This is a genomic window from Pseudomonas sp. MYb327, from assembly GCF_040438925.1.
In the GTDB taxonomy this organism is placed as follows: domain Bacteria; phylum Pseudomonadota; class Gammaproteobacteria; order Pseudomonadales; family Pseudomonadaceae; genus Aquipseudomonas.
Genome location: NZ_CP159258.1, coordinates 4,435,609 through 4,451,866 on the forward strand (window position 1 = coordinate 4,435,609; position 16,258 = coordinate 4,451,866).

At 60.2% G+C, this 16,258-nt stretch carries 16 protein-coding genes; 4 read left to right on the forward strand and 12 right to left on the reverse strand.

Annotated features, from left to right (window positions below; all coding sequences use genetic code 11):
- Positions 1-10: 10 nt before the first annotated feature.
- Entirely contained in the window at positions 11-682 is a 672-nt protein-coding gene (locus ABVN21_RS20035) for a histidine phosphatase family protein (protein WP_339554922.1), read from the reverse strand.
- Between the two features lie 262 nt (positions 683-944).
- On the opposite strand from ABVN21_RS20035, the gene ABVN21_RS20040 reads away from it, so the two are divergent.
- The gene (locus ABVN21_RS20040) at positions 945-2,864 is read left to right on the forward strand and encodes a methyl-accepting chemotaxis protein (RefSeq protein ID WP_339554921.1); all 1,920 of its coding nucleotides are present in this window, start codon (positions 945-947) and stop codon (positions 2,862-2,864) included.
- A 110-nt stretch (positions 2,865-2,974) separates the two neighbouring features.
- On the opposite strand, the gene ABVN21_RS20045 is transcribed toward ABVN21_RS20040, so the two are convergent.
- From ABVN21_RS20045 to ABVN21_RS20090, 10 genes are all read right to left on the reverse strand, one after another.
- Positions 2,975-3,394, reverse strand: coding sequence for a type II toxin-antitoxin system VapC family toxin (locus tag ABVN21_RS20045; protein ID WP_339554920.1), 420 nt, complete (start codon positions 3,392-3,394; stop codon positions 2,975-2,977).
- On the reverse strand, positions 3,391-3,636 hold the full coding sequence (locus ABVN21_RS20050; RefSeq protein ID WP_339554919.1) for a plasmid stabilization protein: 246 nt from the start codon (positions 3,634-3,636) through the stop codon (positions 3,391-3,393). The genes ABVN21_RS20045 and ABVN21_RS20050 overlap by 4 nt, the downstream gene beginning before the upstream one ends.
- An 82-nt stretch (positions 3,637-3,718) precedes the next feature.
- Positions 3,719-4,087 carry a glyoxalase superfamily protein gene (locus ABVN21_RS20055; protein ID WP_339554918.1) on the reverse strand — a complete coding sequence of 123 codons (369 nt, stop codon included), beginning with the start codon at positions 4,085-4,087 and terminating at the stop codon, positions 3,719-3,721.
- Positions 4,088-4,206: 119 nt separating this feature from the next.
- A complete protein-coding gene (locus tag ABVN21_RS20060) occupies positions 4,207-5,664 on the reverse strand; it encodes a D-aminoacylase (protein WP_339554917.1) in 1,458 nt (485 codons plus the stop codon).
- 1 nt (position 5,665) lies between these two features.
- The gene (locus ABVN21_RS20065; protein WP_339554916.1) at positions 5,666-6,526 is read right to left on the reverse strand and encodes a MurR/RpiR family transcriptional regulator; all 861 of its coding nucleotides are present in this window, start codon (positions 6,524-6,526) and stop codon (positions 5,666-5,668) included.
- A gap of 15 nt (positions 6,527-6,541) precedes the next feature.
- Complete coding sequence (locus ABVN21_RS20070; RefSeq protein WP_339554915.1) at positions 6,542-7,891, reverse strand: gluconate:H+ symporter; 1,350 nt, start codon at positions 7,889-7,891, stop codon at positions 6,542-6,544.
- A 186-nt stretch (positions 7,892-8,077) separates the two neighbouring features.
- Entirely contained in the window at positions 8,078-9,523 is a 1,446-nt protein-coding gene (locus ABVN21_RS20075; RefSeq protein WP_339554914.1) for a SulP family inorganic anion transporter, read from the reverse strand.
- Between the two features lie 208 nt (positions 9,524-9,731).
- Entirely contained in the window at positions 9,732-10,625 is an 894-nt protein-coding gene (locus ABVN21_RS20080; protein WP_339554913.1) for an NAD-dependent epimerase/dehydratase family protein, read from the reverse strand.
- A 103-nt stretch (positions 10,626-10,728) separates the two neighbouring features.
- Entirely contained in the window at positions 10,729-11,640 is a 912-nt protein-coding gene (locus ABVN21_RS20085) for a LysR family transcriptional regulator (RefSeq protein ID WP_339554912.1), read from the reverse strand.
- Positions 11,641-11,785: 145 nt separating this feature from the next.
- Positions 11,786-12,376 (reverse strand): NAD(P)H-dependent oxidoreductase, encoded by a 591-nt coding sequence (locus ABVN21_RS20090; protein WP_339554911.1) that lies wholly within the window; start codon positions 12,374-12,376, stop codon positions 11,786-11,788.
- A gap of 162 nt (positions 12,377-12,538) precedes the next feature.
- Between ABVN21_RS20090 and ABVN21_RS20095 the strand changes: the two genes are divergently transcribed.
- Positions 12,539-12,853 carry a putative quinol monooxygenase gene (locus tag ABVN21_RS20095; protein ID WP_339554910.1) on the forward strand — a complete coding sequence of 105 codons (315 nt, stop codon included), beginning with the start codon at positions 12,539-12,541 and terminating at the stop codon, positions 12,851-12,853.
- Here ABVN21_RS20095 and ABVN21_RS20100 read toward each other — a convergent pair.
- Positions 12,843-13,607, reverse strand: a complete 765-nt coding sequence (locus ABVN21_RS20100) for a sulfite exporter TauE/SafE family protein (protein WP_339554909.1) — start codon at positions 13,605-13,607, stop codon at positions 12,843-12,845. The genes ABVN21_RS20095 and ABVN21_RS20100 overlap by 11 nt on opposite strands.
- Before the next feature lie 217 nt (positions 13,608-13,824).
- On the opposite strand from ABVN21_RS20100, the gene ABVN21_RS20105 reads away from it, so the two are divergent.
- Both ABVN21_RS20105 and ABVN21_RS20110 read left to right on the forward strand, forming a co-directional pair.
- The gene (locus ABVN21_RS20105) at positions 13,825-14,727 is read left to right on the forward strand and encodes a LysR substrate-binding domain-containing protein (RefSeq protein ID WP_339554908.1); all 903 of its coding nucleotides are present in this window, start codon (positions 13,825-13,827) and stop codon (positions 14,725-14,727) included.
- A 105-nt stretch (positions 14,728-14,832) separates the two neighbouring features.
- Positions 14,833-16,236, forward strand: a complete 1,404-nt coding sequence (locus ABVN21_RS20110) for an amino acid permease (RefSeq protein WP_339554907.1) — start codon at positions 14,833-14,835, stop codon at positions 16,234-16,236.
- The last annotated feature ends 22 nt before the right edge of the window (positions 16,237-16,258 follow it).

Genomic DNA, 16,258 nt, shown 5'->3' on the forward strand with positions numbered 1-16,258 from the left:
GAGGGTGAATTCATTCGGTAGTCACCGAGCGCCAGTCCGAGGCTTCGATGAAACCGAGCATGCGCGGTGCTTGTAGTGCTTCGGCGGAGATAAACAGCGAGGCGCCGTAGCCGAGGCTGGCGCCTGGCAACTTGAGGTCTTTTTCCAGTTGCGCCATGCACTCGCTGTGGGTCACCAGGATCAGGTTGCGCCCGGCCATTTTGTGCGCCAGCGCGTCGCGCAACATGGTGCCCTTGCAGTTGATCAGCCACTCCTCACCCACGCCGACCTTGTTGAACATGTAGCCCGCGGTCTGTGCGGTTCGGATCAACGGGCTGTTGTAGATATCCACCTTGTCCAGACCCAACTGCTCGAACTGCGCGCCGACACTCACCGCGACACTGCGCGAACGATCGGTAATCCCATCGTTGCCACTCAGGCAAGCGGCACGGGAGTGATCACAACGTTCGACATGGCGCACCAGCACGATCATGTCGCCCTTGGCCCAACCCGCCTGCAACGCCCGCGCACCGGCCACGTTGCCATGGGCCAGATCCGGCACAGCGGCCGGCCGCAGGAGAAACACCGCCAGTGACACCGCCAGCAGCGCCGAGGCCAGAATCACCGCGGCATTGCGCCAGGGGGCAAACCGGCTCAGATCGATCGAGCGCTTTACGCCAAACAGACTCAGTCTCAATTCCACATCAAGCCGCCTCGCCGGCATGCACCACTTCATTTGATGCTGCGAGGGTAGAGAGACGAGCGTCGGCTAGCGGTGAAACCCACGTGAAAAAAAGCTTAAGGCTCGCGCAAAAGTCTTGTTACAGAATCTGTCTGACAAAATCCTTTCAGCTCTCGTAATTGCGGCCGATACACACCTGCTACACAACCTTGCTGGCTCCCAAAAACAACAATCTTCCAGCCAACCGACGACAGAGAAGCACCACGTTCCTGGAGGAATTTTGATGAATAGCTGGTTCGGCAACATCAGCGTGAACCTGAAACTGGGCCTGGGGTTTGGCCTGGTCCTGGCCCTGACCTGCGTACTCGCCCTGACCGGCTGGACCAGCCTGGGTGGCCTGATTGACCGCAGCAACTGGATGAGCGACATCACCCAGCTCAACACCGGCCTGACCAAGCTGCGCGTGGTCCGCCTGCAATACATGCTGACCAGCGGCGACGAAGCCACTGCACAAAACGTGCAGACCACCCTTGAAGCCTTTTCCGCTCAGCAGCAAGCTTTGCTGGTGAAATTCAAGAGCCCGGAAAACCTCAAGCTGCTCAAAGAGCAAGGCACCGTCATCGACGCCTACAAGGCGTCCCTGAGCAAAATGCGCGGCGCCTACCGCGCCGGCAACAACGCGCGTGACGTCATGGGCGCCAACGCTGAATCCGCCAACTCGCTGATCAACGCCATCAACACCCGCGTGCAACAGTTGCCGCCGAGCGATCAGCGTTTCGAACAGTTCCAGGCCATCACCGCCGCCAAGGAAGCATTCTTGCTGGCGCGCTACGAAGTGCGCGGCTACACCGCCACGACCAACGCCGAAACCGAACAAAAAGCCGTCGCCCAACTGGACGCCGCCATTGCCAGCCTGAAATCACTCAACGTGCAATTCGCTGACGTTCAGCCGGACGCCTTGCGTGAGTTGGAAACCGCACTTGGCAACTACCGCAATGCCTTGCAGGCCTACAAAGCCGCGAACAGTGATGTGGTGCAAGCGCGCAAGGAGATGACCGACCAGGGCGCCGCCATCGTCAGCCTGAGCGATGCGTTGTATCAGATCCAGCTCGACCGCCGTGACGCCGAAAGCGCCAGCGCCCGTACTTTGCAACTGGTCAGCACGTTGCTGGCCTTGCTGGTGGGGATCATTGCTGCCGTGATCATTACCCGGCAGATCACCGGCCCGTTGCGCGACACCCTGGCCGTGGTCGATCGCATCGCCAGCGGCGACTTGTCCCAGGACGTCCAGGTGACGCGCCGCGACGAACTCGGCGTGTTGCAGCAGGGCATCGCCCGCATGGGGGTGACCCTGCGCGACTTGATCAGCGGCATCCGCGATGGCGTCACCCAGATCGCCAGCGCCGCCGAAGAATTGTCGGCCGTGACCGAGCAGACCAGCGCCGGGGTCAACAGCCAGAAAGTCGAGACCGATCAGGTCGCCACCGCCATGCACGAGATGACCGCCACCGTGCAGGAAGTCGCGCGCAATGCCGAGCAAGCCTCGCAAGCCGCTGCGGCTGCCGATGATGAAGCCCGTGAAGGTGACAAAGTGGTCGGCGAAGCCATCGCCCAGATCGAGCGCCTGGCCAGCGAAGTGGTGCGTTCCACCGAGGCCATGGGCGTGCTGCAACAGGAAAGTGACAAGATCGGCAGCGTCATGGACGTGATCAAGGCCGTGGCCGAACAGACCAACCTGCTGGCGCTCAACGCGGCGATTGAAGCGGCACGTGCCGGTGAAGCCGGGCGAGGTTTTGCCGTGGTCGCCGACGAAGTCCGTGGCCTGGCCCAGCGCACGCAAAAATCCACCGAGGAAATCGAAGCCCTGGTGGCCGGCCTGCAAAACGGCACCCAGCAAGTGGCGAACGTGATGAACAACAGCCGCGCCCTGACCGACAGCAGCGTGGCCCTGACCCGCCAGGCAGGCGCCTCACTGGAAAACATCACCCGCACGGTGTCCAACATCCAGTCGATGAACCAGCAAATCGCCGCCGCCGCCGAACAACAAAGCGCCGTGGCCGAAGAGATCAGCCGCAGCATCATCAACGTGCGCGACGTGTCGGAACAGACGGCTGCGGCGAGTGACGAAACGGCTGCGTCCAGTGTTGAACTGGCAAGGTTGGGGAATCAGTTGCAGATGATGGTGAGCCACTTCCGCGTCTGATATTCGATCAGAGCTGAATTACAGATCCCAACGCGGGCAAGCCCGCACAGGTTCAGTAAACGTGTGTGCGAGCCTGCTCGCGATGGCGATCTACAAGAAAATGAAGGCACTCAGGCTTCCCACGGATTAATCACCTCTAACCCGGAAAACTCGAAGTCCCGAACATTGCGGGTAGCAATCGGGGCTCCGTGGCTTCGGCAGACAGCGGCAATTTGCGCATCAGCCATCGACGCCGTTCGCCCCTTCGCTTCGCAACTCGCCACCAGCGTTGCGTACTCGACCGCGGCATGTACATCGAAAGGCAATATCCTGTCGGCAAAGTCTTCTTCAAACATTGCCATCGCATGAGACTCAAGCTTTTGCTTGCGTTTGCCGGACGGGAGCCGGGCGATACCGTGAAGGATTTCTGCCACGGTGACAGCGCTGATGGCCAACTCCATCGCAGGTTGTGCATCCACCCAGGCAAGCACTTGAGCGTCAGGCTCGACCCGCATGAACTCTGAAAGAACGTTGGTATCGAGCACGATCATTCAGAGAAATCCACCGCGGTGGCTTTTTCCTGCCGTGCAGGTAACTCAAGTTCAACCCCACCGCATGTACTGAACCTGCTACGGATTCTGCTACCCAGGCCTCCGGCACGGCCGACGGTAGCCAAAGCTCTACCCAGAATCAGGCGAGCTTCCTCTTCCATTGAGTGCCCGTTATGGGCAGCAGCAATGCGTAGCTGCTCTTTGATCTGATCATCGAGGTTTCGAATTGTGATGCTGGCCATGATGCCTCCTGCAATCAATGAAATCATTGATTGCAGGCTAGCACATCACAACTCGCTGAAGCTCATCGCAGGCCGAACGGCCTCAAACACTAATCGCATTGGTAAACACCAACCGATTGCCGAACGGGTCGGCGATCGTCATGTCCTGGCTACCCCACGGCATCGCCTGAATTTGTGGGCGGGCGAACGGGTATTCCTTGGCCAGCAGTTGTTGCTGGAAGGTTTCGAGTTCATCGGTCTGGATGCGCAGGGCCGAGCCTGGTGTCGCGTCGCCGTGGTGTTCGGACAAATGCAGCACGCATTCGCCGCGGGAGACTTGCAGGTACAGCGGGAAATTGGCTTCGAAGCGGTGCTGCCAGTCGATCTTGAATCCAAGGAAGCCAACGTAGAATTCAACGGCCTTGATTTCATCGAAGATGCGCAGGATCGGAGTGGTTTTGCCGAAGCTCATCGAGTTGCTCCCAGACAGAAATTGCCCACAGTGTAGCCGGGCTGTACGTCAGGAATTCGGCCCAGTGACAGCATTCTTTAATCTCAATGTGCCATCACTGTGATACACCCCCCAAATCGTTACTGAAAGCCGTCTCGCAAATCCCCTTCCCGCGCCAAAAACCGCCCTTCCCGCCGGCCGTTCGCCTGACCGTCGCGATAACTCAGCACACCGTTGACCCACACCCCTTCGATGCCCTCGGCAGCCCGTTGCGGATCATTGAAGTCGGCCACGTCGCGGATGGTCGCTGGATCGAACAACACCAGGTCCGCCCAATGACCTTCGCGGATTTCGCCGCGCTCCTTCAGGCCAAATCGCGACGCCGACAGGCCGGTCATTTTGTGCACGGCGGTGTGCAGCGGAAACAGTCCTACGTCACGGCTGAAATGTCCGAGCACCCGCGGGAACGCGCCCCACAAGCGAGGGTGCGGAAACGGGTCTTCCGGTAAGCCGTCGGAGCCGACCATCGACAACGGATGCGCGAGAATTCTGCGGACGTCGGCCTCATCCATTCCGTAATACACCGCGCCGGCCGGTTGCAGTTGGCGGGCTGCGTCGAGCAACGAGACGTTCCACTCGGCGGCGATGTCCATCAGGTCGCGGCCGCCCATTTGCGGGTGCGGCGTCGACCAGGTGATGGTGATGCGATGGGCGTCGGTGACCTGCTTGAGATCAAGCGTCGAAGAACTCGCCGCATAGGGATAACAATCGCAGCCCACCGGATGGGTTTGCGCCGCTCGTTCGAGGGACGCCAGCAGTTGCGGACTACGTCCCCAGTTACCGGCACCGGCACATTTGAGGTGGGAAATGATCACCGGGGATTTCGCATGGCGACCGATCTGGAACGCCTCGTCCATGGCCTCCAGCACCGGTTCGAATTCACTGCGCAAATGGGTGGTGTAGACCGCGCCGAATGCCGTCAACTCTTCGGTCAGTTGCATGACTTCGTCGGTGGATGCCGAGAACGCGCTGGCGTACGCCAGCCCCGTGGACAGTCCCAGCGCACCGGCTTCAAGGCTCTCGCGCAGTTGCTCGCGCATCGCCGCGATTTCATCGGCGCTGGCGGTGCGGAACAGGTCATCGAGGTGATTGCTGCGCAATGCCGTGTGCCCCACCAGCGCGGCGACGTTCAGCGTGGTATTCGCCGCTTCGACAGCCGCTCGGTAGTCGCTGAATGTCGGATACACAAACGCAGCACGGGTGCCCAGCAGGTTCATCGGGTCCGGCGGATCACCGCGCAAACTCACCGGTGAAGCGCTGATACCGCAGTTGCCGACGATCACCGTGGTCACGCCCTGGCTCAGCTTGGGCAACATCTGCGGATGGCGGATCACCACTGTGTCGTCATGGGTGTGCACGTCGATGAAGCCCGGCGCCAACACGTGGCCGCCGGCGTCGATTTCCTCGGTGGCGTGTGCGTCGTGCAAGTCTGCGATACGTTCGATGCGGCCGTTCAAAATCGCCACGTCGGCGCAGTAACCGGGGCTGTTGCTGCCATCGATGATCAGGGCGTTGCGAATCAGCGTGTCGTACATCATGTCAGTCTCCCAGCGGCAAGTGATCGTCGCCGCCGCGGTAATCGTCCAGGGCGAGCTTGATCCGCCGCAGACGTTCTTGATTGTCTTCAGGATTGGCCAGTGCCAGCTCGGTGGCAAGCACGTCGATGGCGAGCAACATGCCGTAGCGCGCCGCTGTCGGTTTGTAGATGAACGAGGTCTCGGCGCTTTGCAGCGGCAACACGATGTCGGCCAGTTGCGCCAGCGCAGAGTCGCCACGGGTGATCGCCAGAATGCGCGCGCCGTAGCTGCGCGCCAGCTCCACCGTCTCCAGCAATTCGGGGGTGATGCCCGTTAGCGAGCAGACAATCACCACGTGTTCGGCGCTGAGACTGGACGCAGTGATACGCATCATCACCGCGTCATGGCACACCGCAATCGGATAGCCGAGCCGCACCAGGCGCACCTGGAGTTCGTCGCTGCACAACGTTGAGCAACCGCCCATGCCGAAGGCGTGAATCATCCGAGCCCTGCCCAGCAGTTTTACCGCATCGGCGAAGCGTGATTCGTCGAAGGCCGACAGATGCTGTCGCAAGGTCGCCTCGATATCGCCGACAATCTGCCCATAAAACGCCGACTGGTCCGGAGTCCCCGCCGGGTCGAGAAAACGGCTGCCGACGCCGCTGGCCTGGGCCAGTTGCAAGCGCAGGTCACGTAAGTCGCGACAGCCCACCGTACGGGCGAAACGCGACAATGTAGCGGTGCTGACTTCCGCCCGCTGCGCCAGCTCATCGAGGCTGGCGGACGCGGCAAATCCTACGTCGTCGAGCATCAGACGAGCGATGCGTCCTTCACCGGCACTGAAGGAATCCTGACGGGCGCGGATCTGGTAGAGGATGTCCATGGCGAGCGGCTCCGGTTAGATCAGGTAAGAAAGGCCCACGGTCAAACCAAAGGCAACGAGCGAGATCAAGGTTTCCAGCACGGTCCAGGTCTTGAACGTCTGGGCCACCGTCATGTTGAAGTATTCCTTGATCAACCAGAAGCCACCGTCGTTGACGTGGGAAAAAATCACCGAGCCCGCGCCTGTCGCCAGCACCAGCAATTCCGGGTGCGGATAGCCCAGGCCGATCGCCACCGGCGCGACCACGCCCGAAGCGGTGGTCATGGCCACGGTGGCCGAGCCGGTTGCAATGCGCATCAGTGCGGCGAACAGCCAGCCCATCAGTAGCGGGGACAGGTGAAATTCGTGGGCCAGGCCGACAATCTGGTCGGTGACGCCGGCGTCCACCAGAATCCGGTTCAAGCCGCCGCCAGCGCCCACCAGCAAGGTGATGCTGGCGGTCGGCGCCAGGCATTCGTTGGTGAATTTGAGGATCGATTCGCGATTGAAGCCCTGGGCCAGGCCGAGGGTCCAGAAGCTCAGCAAGGTCGCCAGCAGCAGCGCGATCACCGAGTTGCCGATGAACAGCAGGAACTGGTTGAAGCCGCTGCCCGGCGTGGAAATCAGGTTGGCCCAGCCACCGATCAGCATCAGCACCACCGGCAACAGGATGGTCGCCATGGTCAGGCCGAAACTCGGCAGGCTGTCGCGCGGTTCGCGTTCGAGGAACTGCTTTTCCAGCGGGTTTTCCGCCGGCAACTGAATGCGCGGGACGATGAACTTGGCGTATAGCGGACCGGCGATGATCGCCGTCGGAATGCCGATCAAAATCGCATAAAGCAGAGTCTGCCCCACCGAAGCCTGATACACCTGCACCGCCAGCATCGCTGCCGGGTGCGGCGGCACCAGCGCATGCACCACCGACAAACCCGCGACCATCGGCAGGCCGACCATCAGGATCGACACGCCAACCCGGCGCGCCACGGTAAACGCAATCGGCACCAGCAACACGAAACCGACTTCGAAGAACAACGGCAGCCCGACCAGGAAGGCGATGCACACCATGGCCCAATGAGCATTTTTCTCGCCGAAGCGGTCGATCAAGGTCCGCGCCACCTGCTCGGCCCCGCCGGACTCGGCCATCATCTTGCCGAGCATCGTGCCCAGCGCCACCACCAGCGCAATGTGCCCCAGGGTCTTGCCGACCCCCGCCTCATAAGCCCCGACCACCCCGGACGGGGGCATTCCCGCCACCAACGCCAAGCCGATGGAAATCAGGGTGATAACAATGAACGGGTTGAGCCGGTAACGCGCGATCAGAACGATCAAAGCAATGATGGCGATGGCGGCGTACACCAGCAGCCAATAGCCGAAGGACAGGGTCATGCGGTACTCCTCGAGAGGGTCACGTCGAAAGTTTTGTGAAACTCTTAAAACATTTCGAGGCGCGATATTCAAACGAGGTGAAAGTAATTTTCGTGCAGAGGTAAGAAGTGTCGCTCACGGATATGTCGTGTCGCGAATAATGAAAATCGGGGCAGCGAATTTTCATCGCCGCCAACCGGTTTGCCGTCAGTCGTGATGCACTCGCGCACGCTTGAGCAGCTTCTTGCAACGTTCGGAAAGGCCCAGCACGCGCAGGTGTTTACCGGCCTTGGAGTAACGCTCGCGCAGCGTATCCAGCGCCGCGATGGCCGAGTAATCGACAAAGCTCAGATGACGACAATCCAGCGTCACGTGCGCCGGGTCGTTAGCCGTATCGAACTGATTCAGAAAAGGCGTGGTCGAGGCAAAAAACAACGTGCCATGCACGCGATAAAGCTTGCTGCCGTCACTCTCCACATAACTGTCGGCGTACAACTGCCGAGCCTGCTGCCAAGCGAAGTTGAGCGCAGCAATGATGATCCCGCAGAGCACCGCGGTCGCCAAGTCGGTGAACACAGTAATCACCGTCACCGCGATGATCACCAGCACATCGTTCAGCGGCACTTTGTTCAGTACCCGAAGCGAAGCCCAGGCAAACGTCTGCTGCGAGACCACGAACATCACCCCGACCAGCGCCGCGAGCGGAATGCGCTCGATCAACGGCGACAGGAACAGGATAAACAGCAGTATCGCCACCCCGGCCACCACGCCGGACAACCGGCCACGACCACCGGAACTGAGGTTGATCACCGTTTGCCCGATCATTGCGCAGCCGCCCATGCCGCCGAACAGCCCGGACACCACGTTGGCTGCACCCAGCGCCACGCACTCACGATCCGGGTAGCCGCGGCTCTCGGTGATTTCGTCGGTGAGGTTCAGGGTCAGCAAGGTTTCCAGCAGGCCGACCATCGCCATCAAAATCGCGTAGGGTGCGATGATGCGCAGGGTTTCCAGATTCCAGGGAATGTCCGGCAAGGCAAAGGTCGGCAAGCCGCCGGCGATGTGTGCCATGTCGCCGAGGGTACGAGTCGGCAGGCCAAGCAGATAAACCGCCAGCCCCACGCCGAGAATCGCCACCAAGGCTGGCGGAATGGCGCGGGTCAGACGGGGCAGCACGTAGACAATTGCCATCGTCACCGCCACCAGTCCGATCATCATGTACAGCGGCTTACCGCTGAGCCACGTCTGACCACTCTTGAAATGCTCCAGTTGCGCCAAGGCAATGATGATCGCCAGGCCGTTAACGAACCCGAGCATGACCGGGTGCGGCACCATGCGCACTAGCTTGCCCAGTCGCAGCAGTCCGAACGCCGACATGATGAATCCGCCCAGCAACACCGTCGCCAGCAAATACTGCACACCGTGCTGCACCACCAGCGCGACAATCACCACGGCCATCGACCCGGCGGCCCCGGACACCATGCCCGGCCGACCACCGAACAGCGCGGTCAGGGTGCAAATGATGAACGCGCCATACAGCCCCATCAGCGGATTGAGATGAGCCACCAGCGCGAAGGCGATGCATTCGGGCAACAGGGCGAAAGACGTCGTGAGGCCAGCGAGGGCATCGGCGCGTAGGTGTTTTGGTTTCATGGGGGACCGCGTGCAGGGAATAGCGAAAAAGAGTTTGCGGATGTTACGGAATCGAGGGCGGTCCGGCCAGTTTATGCGACTTCGGAAATGCCATCGCGGGCAAGCCACGCTCCCACAGGCTCTGCGTCGTTCGCCCATTTAGTGAACGACACAATACCTGTGGGAGCTGGCTTGCCAGCGATGAACGATGACCCGGTCTAAAGCGAACTCACACCATCTCGTGACGAATCCATTCAATCACCGACGTACGCTTCGGCGCCCAACCCAAGACTTCCCGCGCATGCTTGCCGCGAACCCGACTGTTGGAGCCCAAACCATAGTTGGCCATCTCATAACCCCATTCGGCTTCGGCATCCTTCAGCGGCCAGTCTTGTGGCTTGCCCAGGTTCAACGCCTCGGCCATCGCCGTGGTCATGTCGATAAACGACGCTTCGCCGCTTTCGACAAAGTAAAACGTGCCCGGAATGTTTTTGGTCAGCGCCAGCAGGTACAACGCGACCACGTCTTCGATGTGCACGTTGGACCAGATGTTCTGGCCAATACCGACATGGCGGACCACACCACTTTTACGGGCCTGTTTCAGCAGGCGCGGCAACTGCACGCTGTCGCGATTGACGCCCAGGCTGTGGCCGTAGATCAGCGTGTTGCAGATCACGGCCGAATTAACGCCGTCCTTCGCTGCGTCGAGGATCAGGTTGTCGATGGCCACGCGTGCGGCCTTGTCCACGGTGGGTTCCGGCAGGTTGTCTTCGAAATAGATAACGTCGCTGGACTGACCGCCCGAGGCATCGCCGACGATGCTCGAACCGCTGGTGTGCAGGAACACTTTGTTGGACCCGCGCAGAGCATCGAGCAAGGCTTCCACCGCACCGCGATGATCACTGCTGGCGGCGTTGATCACGGCGTCGGCGGCGCGCGCCTGATCGGCCAATAGCGCGCTGTCATCCAGCGTGCCGATCACTGGCGTAATGCCCAGCGCTTTCAGCTCATCCGCTTGTTCGGCGGTGCGCACCAGGCCGGTAACGTTGTGCCCGGCCTTGATCAGGCCCGTGGCGATGGAGCCGCCGATAAAACCGGCAGCGCCGGTAACGAATACGTTCATGGAGAAACTCCCTGCGTTGATAAGTGATGCAACGAGTATCAAGCAGCGATCCCTGGCGAAAAATCCCCGCTGACCCAATTCACTCTTGCGCAGGAATCACGAATCAGCCGCTGAAATCCGTGGAGGCGTAAACCGCCAGCTTGCTCTGGATGAAGTCGAGGAAACACTGGATGCGCAAGGCCAGTTGCGAGTTGCGGTAGTACACCGCGTTGATCGGCTGGCGATAACCGCTGTTGAACTCGCCCAGCAACACCTTCAACCGTCCGGCACGAATGTCCTCGATGGTCATGTAATGCGACAGGCTGGCGATGCCTTGGCCTTCGAGGGCGAGATGACGGATGGTCTCGCCACTGGAGGCACTGAGCGACGCCTGGATCGGCCAGCGATCGCCATGCACGTAGCGCAGCGGCCATTGGTTGAGGCCTTCGTTCTGGGTGAATCCGAGTAGCGTGTGGTCGGACAGATCCGCCACGGCTGTCGGCGTGCCGTGCTTTTCAAGGTATGCCGGGCTGGCGACGATGTGCAGCGGGCTGCAACCCAGGGAGCGGGCGTGCAGGGTCGAGTCGGCGAGTGTGCCGATGCGGATGGCAATGTCGGTGCTTTGCTCGAGCAGGTCGATGATCAGGTCGTTGCTGTTGAGTTCGAGCTGGATGTCGGGATAGAGCTGACGGAACTCATCGATGTACGGCACGATGGCGTGCAGCATGAACGGCGACGCGGCGTTGATGCGCAAGCGTCCGGACGGCGTTTGCTGGCGCGAGGACAAGCGCTCTTCGAGTTCGTCCATCTGATCGAGAATCAGCTTGGCGTGCTCGAAGAAATACTTGCCCTCCTCGGTCAGGTCCATGCGTCGCGTGGTGCGGTTGATCAACGTGGTATCGAGCTTGGCCTCCAGCCGCGACAACGTGCGACTGACCGCCGAAGGCGTCTGCCCGACCTGCTCGGCGGCCGCGGAAATCGACCCGCATTCGATCACGCAGACGAAAATCTGCAACTCATCGGATCTGGCTTTCACGTGCTTCCCTTATCGATATCTCAGCGGCGCGCATCAATCGCTCTTCGTAGGAGCCGGCTTGCTGGCGATAGCGTCATCAAGATCGCCATCGCCAGCAAGCCGGTGCCTACAGGTTCCGGTTCCAGAGACCGATAGTAGCCGAGCCTTACACCTTCAGGCCAAACACCTCTTTCAGATGCTGCTCATATCGCGCCACATCGCCTTCGATGTTCGGGCGTTTCATCACGTCCACGCAGAGGAAGGTCGGCAAACCGGTCATGCCGAGGAATTCGTTGGCCTTGTGAAAAGGGAAATACACCGCATCCACGCCCTTGCCTTCGAAGAAATCAGTTGGGTCGTCAAATGCCTGCTGCGGCGCGTTCCAGGTCAGCGACAGCATGTATTGCTTGCCCTGTACCAGACCGCCACTGCCGTACTTCTGCGAAGCATCGGAACGGGTGCGGCCGTCGCTGGCGTAGAGGCTGCCATGACCTTCGGTGAAGACTTCGTCGATGTACTTCTTGACGGTCCATGGTGCGCCCATCCACCAGCCGGGCATCTGGTAAATGATCACGTCTGCCCAGAGGAATTTGGCGACTTCTTCAGCGACGTCGTAGCCCTCATCGATGAACGTGGCTTTGACATCAATACCGCCGCGATCCAGCACACTCAGCGCGGCTTCATGCAGGGTGGCGTTGTAGCGGCCGTCGGAGTGGGCGAATTTTTTGCCGCCATTGAGCAACAGGACGTTTTTCATCAGGGTTCTCGGGAAGGGTCAGGAATTGGATGGCGGCAGAATAACGATCCGCCTCGCGCGGAGTAAGCGCTCATTTCGCAATATTCATTTGACCCACACGCACGAATCAACCTTCGATTGTTGCCATAAAATGGCATCCATTCTGACTTGAGGAGAGTTTCGATGAGTGAAATGCAAGGCTTCATCCTGCACGCCAAGACCCGCCCGGAAAAATCCGACGCCTTTGAAGCGTTTTTCAGCGCCTATGTAGAAGCCAGTCGCGCTGAACCTGGCTGCATCGAGTACCACATGCTGCGCGACAAGCAGGACCCGACGCTGTTTATCTTTTACGAAATCTGGCAATCCCGGGAACACCTCGACGTGCACTCGAACCTGCCGCACATGAAACAATTCCTCGAACAGCGGGATGAATACCTGGAACGGGATTTCGAAATCCGCGCCATCGAAATGATCAGCCCGTCGTCCGCTAGCCGCTAATCAACAAGTGGGCGCCGAGTATCCCGAGGCCAATGAAGAACACGCGCTTGAACCACACGGCGCTGATTCGTTGCCGCAGCCATTGCCCCAACAGCATGCCCAACACGGCCGGAATCAGCGCCAGCAACGAAGCACTCAACTCACCACCGCCGAGGGCGCCGCGCCATAACAGCCCGCCGGCCAGGGCGAGGGTCGAGACGGTGAACGACAGGCCCAATGCTTGCACCAGTTCATCCTTGCTCAAGCCTAGCGCCTGCATGTACGGCACTGCCGGAATCACGAACACGCCGGTGGCCGACGTGATAATGCCCGTCAGCATCCCGCACAGCGGACCCAGCCAGCGCTGACTGCCTGCGCCCACACGCAAGGTCGGCAGGAACAAGCCACTCAACGCGTAAAGCAGCAACGCCGCCCCCAATCCCCGCACCACCCAGTGCCCATCCGCCATGCCGATCCACAGCGTACCCGCGCCGGTGCCTGTGAAAATGGCCAGCAGCATCGGCCACAGTCGTTTGATCAACCCGCGCAGATGCCCGCCGAAGGCCAGTTGCCAGACATTGGTCAGGGTTGCAGGGATGATCAACAGTGCGGCTGCCTGTGACGGTGCCATAGCCAGACCGAGCAAGCCCATGGCAATGGTTGGCAAGCCGAGGCCAATGACACCTTTGATCATGCCGGCCAGCAAAAAGGTGGCGATCACCAGCAACGAAAGGGTCAAACCAAGATTTTGGTAGAACGAGGCGAATGTATTCATGGGGCTATGGTGAGCCCGGATTGGCCGGTTGAAAATCTGCCATATACTGAGATTGCCTCTTGTTTTGGCAGAGGCTGATATTTTCGCTTCGGCGGATGACGCCATCGCGGGCAAGCCCGCTCCTACATGAGTTTTGTGTCGATCACAGAACCACTGTAGGAGCGGGCTTGCCCGCGATGGCGCCCGTCCAGGCGACACACCTCTCGAGGCTGTACCGATGCACTTCGACCTCACCGACCTGCGCCTCTACCTGAACATCCTCGACACCGGCAATATCACCGCCGGCGCCGCTCGCAGCCACCTGTCGCTGGCAGCGGCGAGCGCACGAGTCCGCACAATGGAATCTTCACTCGGCACGGACTTCCTGGAGCGCGGTCGTCGCGGCGTAACACCGACGCCTGCCGGCAAAGCCCTGGCGCAACACGCCCGCGTCCTACTGCAACAGGCCGAACGCATGCAGCAGGACCTGGCCGAATATGCCAAAGGCGTCAAAGGCCAGGTGCGATTGTTGTGCAATACCACGGCCATCACCGAATACCTGCCAGAGGTGCTCGCCGACTTCCTGCGAGAACACCCCAACCTCGACATCGACTTACAGGAACGGCCCAGCGCGCGCATCACTCATGCCTTGCGCGAGGGTGCCGCCGACCTTGGCATCATCTCCGATGCGGTGGACACCCACTCGCTGGAAACCCTGCCCTTTTGCGACGATCCCCTCGTGCTGATCATGCCGCCCGGGCACCCTTTGGCTGACGGCGAGTCACCGAGCTTCAGCGATACATTGCGTCACGATTACGTAGGGTTGGCTGCCAACAGCGCTCTAGCGGTGTATCTAGAAGAACAGGCGCTGCACGCAGGTATTCGCATGCAAATCCGCATCCGTGCCGAAGGCTTCGACGCGGTGATGCGCATGGTCGCTCACGGCGCCGGGCTGGCGATTGTGCCGTTGGCGGCGATCCAGCGCCGCGCCGAAGATCGATCATTCAAGAGCTTCATGCTGAAGGAGGACTGGGCACAGCGAAAATTGCTGCTGTGCGCCCGCTCATTCGACCAGTTGCCTGGGTATGCCAGGACACTGTTCGAGGCCTTGCGTACCTCAAAGCAGACCGAAAATCCTTGAAAAGCAACAATCCACCCTATGCTCAGCTGTATTGCGAAAGGCTTACCGAGAGTAAAATCGCGCCTTTCAAACCTGGCCTGACCACAACAAGCAGAAGGGAAACAGATGGCGGACGAAATCTTGCAACAGGCAACACTCAAGCGGGGGTTGAAAAATCGACATATTCAACTGATCGCATTGGGTGGAGCCATTGGCACCGGGCTGTTCCTGGGCTCCGCCGGGGTGCTCAAATCCGCCGGGCCTTCGATGATCCTCGGCTATGCGATCGCCGGGTTTATCGCCTTCCTGATCATGCGCCAGTTGGGCGAGATGATTGTCGAGGAACCGGTGGCCGGCTCGTTCAGCCATTTCGCCCACAACTACTGGGGCAGCTTTGCCGGTTTCCTGTCCGGCTGGAACTACTGGGTACTGTATGTGCTGGTGGGCATGGCAGAGCTGACGGCGGTCGGTAAATACATTCAGTTCTGGTGGCCGGAAGTGCCAACCTGGGTCAGCGCGGCGGTGTTCTTTGTGCTGGTCAACCTGATCAACACGCTCAACGTGAAAATCTTCGGCGAGATGGAGTTCTGGTTCGCGATCATCAAGGTCGTGGCCATCGTCGGCATGATCGCGCTGGGCTGCTACATGCTGTTCAGCGGCACCGGCGGCCCGCAAGCGTCGGTGAGCAACCTGTGGGACCACGGCGGTTTCTTCCCCAACGGCTACAGCGGTTTGCTGATGGCGATGGCGTTCATCATGTTCTCTTTCGGTGGCCTGGAACTGGTTGGCATCACCGCGGCTGAAGCCAGCGAGCCGAGAAAAGTCATTCCCAAGGCGATCAACCAAGTTGTTTACCGCGTGTTGATCTTCTACGTTGGCGCACTCACTGTGCTGCTGTCGTTGTATCCGTGGGATCAACTGCTGCAAACGCTCGGCGCATCGGGCGATGCCTACAGCGGCAGCCCGTTTGTGCAGATCTTCGCCCTGATCGGCAGCGACACCGCCGCGCAAATCCTCAACTTCGTGGTGCTCACTGCGGCGCTGTCGGTCTACAACAGCGGCGTCTACTGCAACAGCCGCATGCTCTATGGCCTGGCCGAACAGGGCGATGCGCCAAAGTCGCTGATGAAACTGAACAAGCAGGGCGTTCCGATTCGTGCGCTGGGCGTGTCCGCGCTGATCACCATGCTGGCCGTGCTGGTCAACTATGTGGCGCCCCATGAAGCGCTTGAGCTGCTGTTCGCCCTGGTGGTCGCTTCGTTGATGATCAACTGGGCGCTGATCAGCCTGACGCACCTGAAGTTTCGCAAGGCCATGGCCCAGCGCGGCGTCGTGCCAGGCTTCAAGGCCTTCTGGTCGCCGTACACCAATTACCTGTGCCTGCTGTTCATGGCCGTGATCATCTGCGTCATCTGGATGATTCCGCCGGTACGCGCCTCGGTGTACGCCATGCCGGTATGGGTGTTGTTCATTTACGGTTGCTACCGGTTACGCATGGCCAGGCACCGGAACCTGCCAGTAGCCGAATAACCCCGCAATAAAAAACGCCCCG